Source organism: Planobispora rosea (genome assembly GCF_014648175.1).
Classification (GTDB): domain Bacteria; phylum Actinomycetota; class Actinomycetes; order Streptosporangiales; family Streptosporangiaceae; genus Planobispora; species Planobispora rosea.
In genome coordinates, this window is sequence record NZ_BMQP01000085.1 from 1 (window position 1) to 10,934 (window position 10,934).

Below are 10,934 nucleotides of genomic sequence, written 5' to 3' on the forward strand. Positions count from 1 at the left end.
GCACTTTTCTCATGCAAACGATCAAGCTCGGCGAAATTCATCGTGAAAGCCCGAGGTTAGAGTGGGCCGGTTGACCGTGAGTTCCCGTGAGTGGCCGCAGCTCCCCGTCTGTTCTGGCACGCATCTGGCACGACGATCGGGATATCGGTTACCGCTCTGCCTCTACCTCGGCGTCGGTCAGGTTGGCTCCCTGGAGCTTCGCTCCAAGCAGACTGCTGGCCCGACGGTTTGGATCATTGGGGCTGCCCGAGAAGGTCATCCGAACGCCTGTCATGTCTGAGTCTCGCAGATCGGCGTTTTGGAAAGAGCAACCGATAAAGCTGGCGTACCGCAGGGAGGCACCTCGGAGGTTGGCCCCCTGGAAGTCACAGCGAATGAACGAGCATCCTTCAAGGGTGGCCAGACGCAGATCACTTTCAACAAAAGAGCAATTCCGGAAGAATAATCGATTTCCACCAACCGAGACCAGATCTTGTCGATCAAACGAAGCGGCGGAAAAGAGTTGGTGCATATAGGAATTCATGATCTCTGCTCGACCAGTACTCGCTGTCATCTCTTTTCTCCATACCGCCCAGTAGATATATCTACTCTTATGCGACGCACACACCTCGCCCGCCTGATCTTCCCGTCTGCCTCGTCCCACCCCGGAGGGGCAGCGGATCGGCGGAGGAGGGTCAAGCCCGTCTTCACGTGTACCTTCTCCGGTGACTTTCCTCGATCATGGGATGCCAACGGGCACAGACGGGCTTGAGCCGGAGGAGTCGAGCTGCTGGGCTCTGCCTGGGATGTGGCAGGCGGGACGATCAGGCCCTACCTTAGCCACTTACGGCTCTACGGTCTCGCCTTGGCGATCATCCCGGAGCCGAGTGCCCCCGCCGGAGGCGTCTTTCTCCTCATCGAGCCGCGCGACAAGCGCAGACATGATCCCGGAGAGGACCGCGATGACTCCCCCGAGCGCGATGACGACTGCTGTGGCAATCATGAACAGTGTTCGCGCGGTAACCGGCGCGTCTTCGTCGGGGAAGTTGGAGATCAGCAGAAAGCCGCTGATGGTCGGGAAGATCCACGCTGTCATGGGAAGGAATTTGAGGCGGTCCTTCAGGGACGTCGTCATGGCGGTTGATCGTAGGACATAGGGTTCCGGGGCAGTAGATCTCTGGCCGAGAGAGGAGCGGCCGGCGCCGATCCGAAGGACGCCGGAGGCGCCGCGTAGCGGCTGGGGCCGGTGGTCGGAGCGACTTTGGGCGGCGGCGCGGACCCTGTACGGCGGGTTGGTTGGGTACGGCGCGGCGGGTGTGCGGCGGGCGGGGCCGGCCGGGACCGGCCGGGACCGGCCCCCAGGCCGCATGCCCGGACGGTCCCCGCAGAGCGGGCCGTGCGGCGGCGCGCTGCGCCGCCGCCTTGTCTTCACCGAACCCAAATCCGCGGCAGGCAGGCGGACGGTGGTGATCCCCGAGCTGATCATCGAGGACCTGCGGGAGCACGTGAAGGACTTCACCCAGGACGGGGACAAGGGCCTGATCTTCGCGGGACCGGATGACGGGCCGCTCCGCAACACCAACTTCAACCGCCGTGTCTGGATTCAGGCGCTCCAGGACACGGGCCTTCCGAAGATCCACTTTCACGACCTGCGGCACACCGGCAACACCCTCGCCGCGAGCGCCGGGGCGTCGATCCGGGAGCTGATGGAGCGCATGGGCCACTCCAGCACGCGCGCCGCGATGATCTATCAGCACTCGACGGACGAGCGGCAACGGGAGGTCGCCCGCAAGCTCGACGGCCTCGCCCGTGGGGCACTCGGGGAGCGATCGGGCACGCAACGGGCACGGGAGCCGGACGAGACCGGATGAAGATCGAAGCCCAGGTGAGGCGACCGTGCCTGACCTGGACTTTTCTATGTCTGAGAGATGGTGGAGCCTAGGAGATTCGAACTCCTGACATCCTGCTTGCAAATCGGTCCGATCTCGGGCTGTACGGGCGGTGAGCTGGGCGGAGGGCTTGCCGCGAGTGACCGTGACTGACCGCTGTTGACCACCCTTAATGGCCCGCTAATGGCCCAGCGATCAGCTCTATGAGCTGGTCTTCCCAGCGCAGCGCGCACACTCTGCCCGCCTGATCATCCCGTCTGCCGTCGACCCGCCCGAAGGGGAAGCGGGCCGGGGCCACGGGGCCAAGGTGGAGCGCTCTACCGGACGAACGACCTTGGCCCCGTGTGGCCCCGGTCTGCTCGGCTTGCCCCGGGTCGATGGCAGACGGGATGATCAGGCCACCACCTCAGCACCTACGGACCGCACGAAGTAGCCCGCGATCATCCCGGAGCCGGAGCGCCCCGCCAGAGGCGCTGAGCTTTACCTCATAACGGTGTGGAGGAAGCCTGCCAACAGAATGCCGGTTCCGATGCCTGCCGCGATGCTCCCGGACTCCCTTCCCACAAGGACGCCGATCGCTACGGCGAAGCCGATGATGACAACCCAGCGGACGGGAATCGGATCGGGCGGGGAGAAAGCCTCCTTCGTGGGTTTCTTACCTCCGAGTAAACTCATGAAGTACGCGTCCCTTCTCGACAAATGATCACTCGATGGACGTGAGAGCGGCTCCCTGTTGGCGCAGGGGGCCGTTCGCCATCTGGTCCTGTTGCTAACCTGCCGCTCCCACATGGCCACCATTGTGGGACTTCATTTCGCACGTCAGATGCCATCCTGGAAGCGTCACCCAGAGCAGGCGATCAAATTTCTTGCCAATGCAAGTTTTGTGATCAAGGAACTTGGAGACCAAGTGGAGTCGCTCCGCTGCGATACATGTTCCCGCCTGGGCATACCTGTTGCACATGATCAACTCCAAGTCGGCGAACCTCGGAAGATCACTTGCCAAATGCAAGAACAAAAACTCATGTAACAATTTAATCTCGCTGTAGCCGTAGCAAGCCACACAGTCTAAGTGCGACCCCCAGCTACATTTGCGGCTACAGTCTGCAACGCAGAGCGTACGGCAGATCGTGTCCTCATCACCTCTATGAGGGCACCGTCAATTACCTCCATGAGCCCTGGCAGCAAGTTTGTTGTCGCTCTCACTCTCGCCGCAAAGGGCGGCGGTGTGGCCCTGGAGCGTCGGCCGATGGGCAGGTACGGCGCGCGGGTGGTGCGGTGGGCGGCCCGAGTGCGGCCCCGGCCGTGACCGGCCCCCAGGCCGCATGCGCGGCCGGGATCCGCGACGCTGGGCCGTGCGGCGGCGCGTCGCGCCACCGCCTTGATCCATACAAGAACAATTCGGCAACACTCTGGGCTCGCTGTCGCTCGCAGCTTGTCGTGTATGCATCTGAGGAGTGCTCGGCGGTCAGCAGGACGCAGGGCGATCAATCGAAGTCAATGCACACGGCGTACCAGTCACCGGTCAGGTGGGTGATTTGAGGCGTCCCGAGCTCCTGCACGCGTTCAGCGGAGACGTGAGCGAATCCGCACTGCTCCAGCATCCCTCCGGAGTTCTTCGCGCGGAGCTCCGTGATCCCATTCCAGCGGCGTGCCTGATCGATTGCGAACACTCCGGCCTGTTCTTCGTGGAAGATCCAGGGTTCCTGTTCCGGTAGAGCCGCCGCGTACGTCGTCAGAGCTGGCTCGGACATCGCAAAAGCGACGCGCAGCGGGGTTCCTGAACTGACCAGGGCGAAGACCAGCCCACCGGCCAGCGGTAGAAGGTAGGCCCATCCGCTACGCCGGTAGCGGCGAATCACAAGGAACGTGACCCATAAGCAGAAGGCCAACAGCCATGCGGGAACAGCGGCGATGATCAGTGGGGTGTTGCCGCCAGGGGTCGCCGCAGCCAGCACCGTCAGCATCGAAGCGATGATCACCGGAGCGGCGAGAGCCCACCGCCACCGGCCGCGCTGCGGCGTCTCGCTGGCGGGACCGGCGACCTGGGAAGCAACCATGCGTGCACTTTATGCAGGTGGTGAGGATGCTGAGGTTCTTTCCCGGTCTACCTGGTCCGGCTGTCTCCATGTACGCGAGGGATCTCGGCCGGTAACTTCGCTGTGTGGCTACCAATGACGAGCAGACGCGCTGGATCGTGCATGGTGAGCGGCTGATCTACGACAACCGGTGGATCCGGCTCGGGCTGGTGGACGTCGAGATCCCGGACGGGGAGCGGTTCGAGCATCACGCGGTGCATCTGGACCGGGCGGCGATCGCGGTGGTGGTCGATGATCAGGATCGGGTGCTGATGATGTGGCGGCACCGGTTCCTGTTCGACCGGTGGGGTTGGGAGCTGCCCGGCGGCCTGATCGACGCGGGTGAGGACGCGATCACCACGGCCGTGTGGGAAGTAGAGGAAGAGACCGGATACCGGCCCAAGGAAGTGGAGCACCTGGTTACCTACCAGCCGATGGCCGGCATGGTGGACTCGGAGCACAACCTGTTCCTTGCCCGCGGGGCCGAGTACGTCGGGTCGCCGACCGGGGAGGTTGAGGCGGATCTCATCGAGTGGGTGCCGCTGACGCAGATCCCGGACATGATCGCCCGGGGGGACATCTGGACCTCGGGGACGTTGATCGGGCTGTATGCGGCGCAGGCTCGGCTCAACGCAGGGCGCGTTTGACCGCTTGGGACAGTTCGTCGATGCGTTTGCGCTGACGGCGGGAGCCGGTCATGGTGGCCAACTGCTGGGCGCGCTGAATGTGTGGTTGTGCGGCCTCGGGCTCGCCCTGGGCCAGGAGGGCATGACCTAGGTCGCAGCGGACTCCCGCCTCGGCGCGGTTGTAGGTGCCGTCCATCCCGGCCAGTGCTGAGCGCAGGTCCTCAACCGTGCTCGGGTCACCGAAGCGGACCAGGCAATTGCCGCGCCAGCGGGCCAGGTGGTGGCGGTCGAGTGACAGATAGGGCATGTCCGCGTCGGCGGCTCCGTCCGGCAGCAGGGCGGGCGGCCTGGTCGAGTGCGGCGCGGCAGACGGTCTCATCACCGAGGATCGCGGCGGTTTCAGCTTCGGCGGCGGCGAGCCAGGTCCGGAGTCGGCCGGGGATGTGCTCGCGGTGGGTGGCGTGGATGTGCTGCAGGAGTTCGGTGGCCTCAGCCGGTCGCCCCAACTCCAGCAGGACGTAGGACTGTTCTCCGCAGACATAGGCCAAGAGGGCGGGATCACCGGCTTCGCGGGCGGCGGCCTTGGCGTGCTCGTAGTGCTCCCATGCATCAGATAGGGCGCCGGTGTTGATGGCCTGCCATCCGGCCAGGGATGAGGTCTCGGCCAGCACGTGGGCGAGTTGGGCGCGGATGCCGGGCCGTACGGCGTGGCGGTGGGCGCGTTCGATCTGGTTGATCTGGGCGCGCATCTTGTCGGCGATGACGACTCCGCCGAGTCGCCGATCCAGAAGGCGCAGGTTGTTGGTGTCGGTGGACAGGATCATGACCATGACGGGGTCGATGGCGGCGGCGGCCTCTATCCGGGCGGTCAGTTCGTCGGCCTGCTCCTGGTGGTCGTCGTCATAGTCCCCGGTGGGTGAGGCGATATCCAGCGGGGCCAGGCCGAACAGCATGCGGGCGTGATCGGGCAGGCCGAGGCCGGTGGCGATGCGCTCAAAGACTTCCAGGTCGGTGACCTGGCGCTGGCGGTGGATGATCTGGCTGATGCGGCCCTGGGGGATGCCGGTGGCGGCGCTGATACGGACCTGGGTGGCACCGCTGTACTTGACAGCGAGGTTGAATAGTCCGGCTACATCCCGGGATTTGAGGATTTCTCGGCTTTCGTCGCGGTCCCATATCCGTGCAGGGATCTTGACCGGCTTGAAAGCATTCCCGTGCATTCCGACCTCCGGTGATCGTCTCCTGAGGTGGTGCATCGTTCTAGGGAGGACTCTATATCCCCCGGTGATATATCCGCGGGGAATAGGGACAGAAAGCATGGCGGTACATCCTTTCCGGCATGGCAACACCGGTTAAGTGCACCGAATGCGACGGGCGCGGCTGGAAGATCGTCACCCGTCGGGGATGCGTGGCCGCCATGGGCCTGCACATGGAGCAGTCCTCGCGTGAGGACTGCCTGTACTGCGATGGTCCGGAGCAGCTCGCCGAGATGTTCGAGTGGGAGGTCTTCCTCACCTCCGGCGGCACCGAGGAACTCGGGCCGTGCGGGACCGGTCCGGGACAGGCAACCTCGATGGACGCACTGCGTACGGCCCTGCTGCGTCTGGAGACGAACGTCTCGGCCTGGGGCCGCATCATCCACCGCGTATACGACTTCGGCACGCTTCCCGACGACTGGTCCCGGCATGTGATCTTCCGGACGAGCGTGGATCCGGCCGGGGCCGTGCGCTTCGAACGAGTCTCGTCTTGATCAGGAATCAGAGCGGTGCTTGGGGTGCGTCGTGCGCGGCTCCATATCTGCCTCCGACCCGGGACGGGCATGAATGCCTGAACTGGCATCGCACGCGTCGCTTCGGCCGGATCCGGGTGGTGGCCTGGACCTGCCATGAGCACCGGGTGACGTTTTACGAGTTGTGCGGGGCGGGCGGGCTGGCCTTTATTCAGCGCACCGTCATCAACGACAGGAAAAATGACACGACGCATAGTGACGCCTGGTCGCTGCGGGAGGCTCGGGCGGTGTGGATCGCGCTGCTGTCCGGCATGGTGCGATAGCCGTTTCGCTGCGTGAAGAGGTCCTGACAGGCCCCGTCTCAACCGGTACTGTACTCATGCAGACAAGTGCAAGAGCGATCGGGTGGTTAAGATGAGCATGGACTTCGCTCCCCCGAAGTATGCCCAGGTGATGACGGCCATCCAGCAGCGCATCACCGATGGCGAGTACGCCCCGGGTGACATGCTGCCCTCTGAAACACAGCTTGTACGGGAGTTCGGCGTGGGCCGAACCACCGTGGTTCGAGCGCTTCAGACGCTGGCCATGCAAGGCTGGATCGAGCGCGAACATGGGCGCGGCTCGTTCGTGAAGGGCCGGCCCGAAAGCCCGGCCGATCGCCTCCGTCCCGCGCTGGCAACGGCCGAACATCCCGAAAGCGCCGAGAACGTCACCGACGTGCGGCGCGTTCCGGCTCCGCGCCATGTGGCGCGTCTACTGGGCGCCGAAGAGCGGACCCCGGTAATCACCCGCCAGCGAGTGGTCATGCGGGGCGGCCGGTGCTCGGCGGTGGAGACGCTGTGGTTCCCGCTGGAGATCGCCCTCGGCACCGACCTGGACAAGCCCGAGCCGCTGCGGCACGGGGTGCGCCACCATCTCCAGACGGTCAAGCATCTACGGTTCGATCACATCACTGAGCGATTGACCGCACGCGCTCCGACCAAGGAGGAGGCCGAGTTGCTCGGCTCGCCCAAGCCGGTGCTCGGGGTGCTGGCCACGGTGCACGATGCGACCGGGGCCGTCCTGCTGGTGATGAGCGTGGCCTTGCCCGGCGATCTTCACGAGTTGCAGGATGTCTACTCAGTGACGTAGATCAGCCTCAGGTGGTGTCATGCAGAGCGTTCTCCCTACCCATACCGAAGAGCAAGAGCCGCCGAGAAAGCAGTCTTTCTGGCGCAGCCAGCAAGGCGGCCGCGTGTTCCTGTTGTTCATGTCAGTGGTCGGACTGGCTCTCCTAACCCTCCTGATCAAGATCCCTATGTGGATCAATGACGCGAAGCTGACCGCCATGATCGGCCGGTTCGAGAACTATCCTCTTCCCCCCGGCACCGAGTGGATGGATTACGACGGTCCTGATGCATCCATCGCGCTTCGTGGCAATGGAGATCATTGCGACTATCGCGCCCGCTTCACGTTGCGGACCTCCTTGCCTATCCGCGAACTGACCGACTACTACGACCGGGCGAACATTGAAGGCATTGAGGAAGCTCCGCCAGCTATCACCGTGTGGCTTCCAGAGTCGTCGGAGCGCTCCGCGTATCACAGTCAGGGCTTCGCTGCCGGAGTGGTGATCGTGGAACTGTATGACAGCACCGGTCCGGGGTTAGATTTCCGCTGCCGCTGAGCTGCTGGGCCTGCTGCCACGACGGTAAATCTTACCGGCTCGCCACTCAGTCACTTGTTCGGACGAGTTAATTCACCTACTCTCGAACTTGTCCGCACAAGCGGACGTCCACCGAAGGAGATCGACCAAAGGAGTGATCAACATGGCAATCCAAGGACCCATCCCGATCGGCTTCGATCAGGTCTTCCCGCACGGCTGCTATGCCGTCGGTGAGGTCGAACAGGTCAAGGACTTCGACGCCTCCGCCAGCGGCCGCACCGTCTACGCCAAGGACAAGACCACCGGCGAACTCGTCTGGCAGGTCGCCGTCATGGACCAAGGCCGAGCAGCGCAGGGCGAAGAAGCGGAAGAAGGACCGGGGCGACGATGACGACGGGAGCGCGGGTGCGCTGGTCCCGGTGGGTTAATGGCCCGCTAATGGCCCGGACGCCTCACACCGAGATCAGGTGTGGGGCGTTTTGGCTGGTGGAGCCTAGGAGATTCGAACTCCTGACATCCTGCTTGCAAACGGGAGTCGGTCACCACATAGGCCGTTTGCTCCCCTGCTCAGACGGTAGATGCCGACCGGGGGCGTGCGGCCGCGTGAGGCAGGGTTGCTGTATCCCGCTGCTGTGCAGCACCCCGGCCGATGATCAGCCCCGCTCATCCGATGGCAAGGCCCGACGAAGGAGGGTCGCGGCAGCCGATCGCCCCGTCCCCGTACGGCGGGCAGCGAAGTGAGCGATCGTCACGGCCTGAAGAGAGTCGGTTGCGATTGCGCAACCCTGATCGCCAAGGCCTCGGCCGCGTTCTACACAGGAAGGTATGGGCGGGTTTCAGCGCGCGTTCGCGGCGTTTGTGGTCGGTGCTGCTGCGGCCGCGGTGGCGGTGGCGGCTTTCACGGATGGCAAGCCGCTGGTGACGGTGGTGGGGGCCGTGATCGGCGGCATCACTACGGCCTTCGCACCGACGCTGCTCGATTGGAAACGGGAGCGGGATGCCGCCCGGGAGGCGCTGGATGAGGCGGCCGAGCCGTTGCCGGAGGTGTCCGGTCCGGCGCTGCTGCTGCACGCCTCGCGGGGCGTGGTGCCGTTCGAGGGCCGGGAACGAGAACTTGAGGATCTGCTGGCCTGGTGTGGTGATCCCCAGGCTGGACGGCTGCAACTGCTAACGGGGCCAGGCGGAGTGGGCAAGTCGCGTCTGGCGGTGGAGCTGGCCAACCGACTGTGGCCGAGGTGGGGGGTGCTGGAGGTCGGTGACGACGCCGAGGCCGAGGCGTTGTCCCGGTGGCGGGCGGTGAACCGGCGGCAGGTTTTGATCGTGGTCGATTACGCCGAGACACGGACCGGCCTATCGGCGCTGCTGCATGAGGTGGCAGCCGATGAGGGCAAGCGAGTGCGGGTGCTGCTGCTGGCACGCAGCGCCGGGGAGTGGTGGAGGCAGTTGGGGGCCGGATCGGCGCGGGTGCGGCAGATGGTGGCCGCGGTCGGAGATGAGGGCATCACGCTGGCCGAGCAGGTGACGGCGGACAAGTCGGATCGTGATCTGGTGGCCGAGGCGGTGCCGTACTTCGCTGAGGCGTTGAAGACGCAGACGCCGGAGCGGTTTGAGGTGGAGCTCGGAGACGACCCTCACCGGATCTTGGATTTGCACGCGGCGGCGCTGGTGGTGGTGCTGCGATCGATGCGGGCCGATACCGGCGCGATCAGGGTCAAGCTGGAAGATGTGCTGGAGGAGCTGCTCGGCCATGAGCGGCGCTACTGGGTGCAGAGCGCGCAGGCGCGGGGGTTCCATCAGGGGGCGCAGGGGCTGAGCACGTTGATGGTGGAGCAGACGGTGGCGGCCGGCGTCTTGTTGGGGGCACGGGATCGCGATCAGGCGGTCGAGGTGGTGGGGCGGGTGCCCGGCGCGACGGCCTCGGTGCTGGTGGCTGACTGGTTGCGGGAGCTATACCCCCCTGATGATGACCGGGAGTGGCTGGGGCGACTGCGGCCGGATCGGCTGGCGGAGTTGCACGTCACCCGGCAACTCGGCGGCTCTCCCGAGCTTTTGGCAGCGTGCCTGGAGAGTCTGGATGAGCGTCAGGGGCGGCGTGCGCTGGTGACGTTGGCGCGGGCGGCGCAGGAGGTGGAGGCGGCGGGGAGGCTCCTGCAGCGGTTGCTTCCGCGGGTCGCCGATGAGGTGGGTTCGATTCCGGCGCCGCGGGAGACACTGGTGGCGTTGTATGAGGTTCTGCCGTATCCCTCGCTGGTGCTGGCCGAGGCGCATGCCCTGTTGGCGCGGCGCATCCTGGACAGTATTCCGGCGGATGCGGAGGCTGGGGAACGTGCGCGGTGGCTGTCCAACCTCGGTGTCCATCTCGCGGCGTTGGGCCGTCCCGCTGAGGCCCTGCCCGTCACCGAAGAGGCCGTCACCATCCGCCGGGAGCTGGCCGAGCGCTATCCCGACCGCTACGCTCCCGCCCTCGCCGCCTCCCTGTCCAACCTCGGCATCCGCTTCTCTGAGCTGGGCCGTCCCGCTGAGGCCTTGCCCGCCGAGCAAGAGGCCGTCACCCTCTACCGGGAGCTGGCGCAGGTCTACCCCGACCGCTACGCTCCCGCCCTCGCCGCCTCCCTGTCCAACCTCGGCAACCATCTCGCGGTGCTGGGCCGCCCGGCCGAGGCCTTGCCCGCCGAGCAAGAGGCCGTCACCATCCGCCGGGAGCTGGCCGAGCGCTATCCCGACCGCTACGCTCCCGCCCTCGCCGCCTCCCTGTCCAACCTCGGCATCCGCTTCTCTGAGCTGGGCCGTCCCGCTGAAGCCTTGCCCGCCGAGCAAGAGGCCGTCACCATCCGCCGGGAGCTGGCCGAGCGCTATCCCGACCGCTACCGTCCCGACCTCGCCCGCTCCCTGTCCAACCTCGGCATCCGCTTCTCTGAGCTGGGCCGTCCCGCTGAGGCCCTGCCCGTCACCGAAGAGGCCGTCACCATCCGCCGGGAGCTGGCGCAGGTCTAC

At 65.5% G+C, this 10,934-nt stretch carries 13 protein-coding genes; 8 read left to right on the forward strand and 5 right to left on the reverse strand.

Annotation, left to right across the window (positions count from 1 at the left end; genetic code table 11):
- Positions 1 to 148: 148 nt before the first annotated feature.
- Entirely contained in the window at positions 149 to 553 is a 405-nt protein-coding gene (locus IEZ08_RS38135) for a pentapeptide repeat-containing protein (RefSeq protein ID WP_189244143.1), read from the reverse strand.
- A 270-nt stretch (positions 554 to 823) separates the two neighbouring features.
- The gene (locus tag IEZ08_RS38140; protein WP_189244144.1) at positions 824 to 1,114 is read right to left on the reverse strand and encodes a hypothetical protein; all 291 of its coding nucleotides are present in this window, start codon (positions 1,112 to 1,114) and stop codon (positions 824 to 826) included.
- A 232-nt stretch (positions 1,115 to 1,346) separates the two neighbouring features.
- On the opposite strand from IEZ08_RS38140, the gene IEZ08_RS38145 reads away from it, so the two are divergent.
- The gene (locus IEZ08_RS38145) at positions 1,347 to 1,850 is read left to right on the forward strand and encodes a tyrosine-type recombinase/integrase (protein WP_189244145.1); all 504 of its coding nucleotides are present in this window, start codon (positions 1,347 to 1,349) and stop codon (positions 1,848 to 1,850) included.
- 1,502 nt (positions 1,851 to 3,352) lie between these two features.
- Here IEZ08_RS38145 and IEZ08_RS38150 read toward each other — a convergent pair.
- A complete protein-coding gene (locus IEZ08_RS38150; protein WP_189244146.1) occupies positions 3,353 to 3,925 on the reverse strand; it encodes a hypothetical protein in 573 nt (190 codons plus the stop codon).
- Between the two features lie 104 nt (positions 3,926 to 4,029).
- Here IEZ08_RS38150 and IEZ08_RS38155 point away from each other — a divergent pair, with 104 nt between their 5' ends.
- A complete protein-coding gene (locus tag IEZ08_RS38155) occupies positions 4,030 to 4,590 on the forward strand; it encodes an NUDIX hydrolase (RefSeq protein ID WP_189244147.1) in 561 nt (186 codons plus the stop codon).
- Here the strand turns inward: IEZ08_RS38155 and IEZ08_RS40110 are convergent.
- Together IEZ08_RS40110 and IEZ08_RS38160 are read right to left on the reverse strand one after the other, a co-directional pair.
- Entirely contained in the window at positions 4,571 to 4,765 is a 195-nt protein-coding gene (locus IEZ08_RS40110) for a hypothetical protein (protein WP_229803945.1), read from the reverse strand. The two genes, IEZ08_RS38155 and IEZ08_RS40110, sit on opposite strands and share 20 nt — an antisense overlap.
- Before the next feature lie 40 nt (positions 4,766 to 4,805).
- A complete protein-coding gene (locus tag IEZ08_RS38160) occupies positions 4,806 to 5,789 on the reverse strand; it encodes an NsdA family TPR-like regulatory protein (RefSeq protein ID WP_229803946.1) in 984 nt (327 codons plus the stop codon).
- A gap of 119 nt (positions 5,790 to 5,908) precedes the next feature.
- On the opposite strand from IEZ08_RS38160, the gene IEZ08_RS38165 reads away from it, so the two are divergent.
- From IEZ08_RS38165 to IEZ08_RS38190, 6 genes are all read left to right on the forward strand, one after another.
- Positions 5,909 to 6,319, forward strand: coding sequence for a hypothetical protein (locus IEZ08_RS38165; protein ID WP_229803947.1), 411 nt, complete (start codon positions 5,909 to 5,911; stop codon positions 6,317 to 6,319).
- 146 nt (positions 6,320 to 6,465) lie between these two features.
- Positions 6,466 to 6,621, forward strand: a complete 156-nt coding sequence (locus IEZ08_RS38170) for a hypothetical protein (RefSeq protein ID WP_189244148.1) — start codon at positions 6,466 to 6,468, stop codon at positions 6,619 to 6,621.
- A 91-nt stretch (positions 6,622 to 6,712) separates the two neighbouring features.
- A complete protein-coding gene (locus IEZ08_RS38175; protein ID WP_189244149.1) occupies positions 6,713 to 7,429 on the forward strand; it encodes a GntR family transcriptional regulator in 717 nt (238 codons plus the stop codon).
- A gap of 19 nt (positions 7,430 to 7,448) precedes the next feature.
- Entirely contained in the window at positions 7,449 to 7,961 is a 513-nt protein-coding gene (locus IEZ08_RS38180; protein WP_229803948.1) for a hypothetical protein, read from the forward strand.
- A gap of 133 nt (positions 7,962 to 8,094) precedes the next feature.
- Positions 8,095 to 8,331, forward strand: a complete 237-nt coding sequence (locus IEZ08_RS38185; RefSeq protein ID WP_229803949.1) for a hypothetical protein — start codon at positions 8,095 to 8,097, stop codon at positions 8,329 to 8,331.
- Between the two features lie 434 nt (positions 8,332 to 8,765).
- The coding region (locus tag IEZ08_RS38190) for a tetratricopeptide repeat protein (protein ID WP_189244150.1) at positions 8,766 to 10,934 on the forward strand (2,169 nt) is incomplete at its 3' end.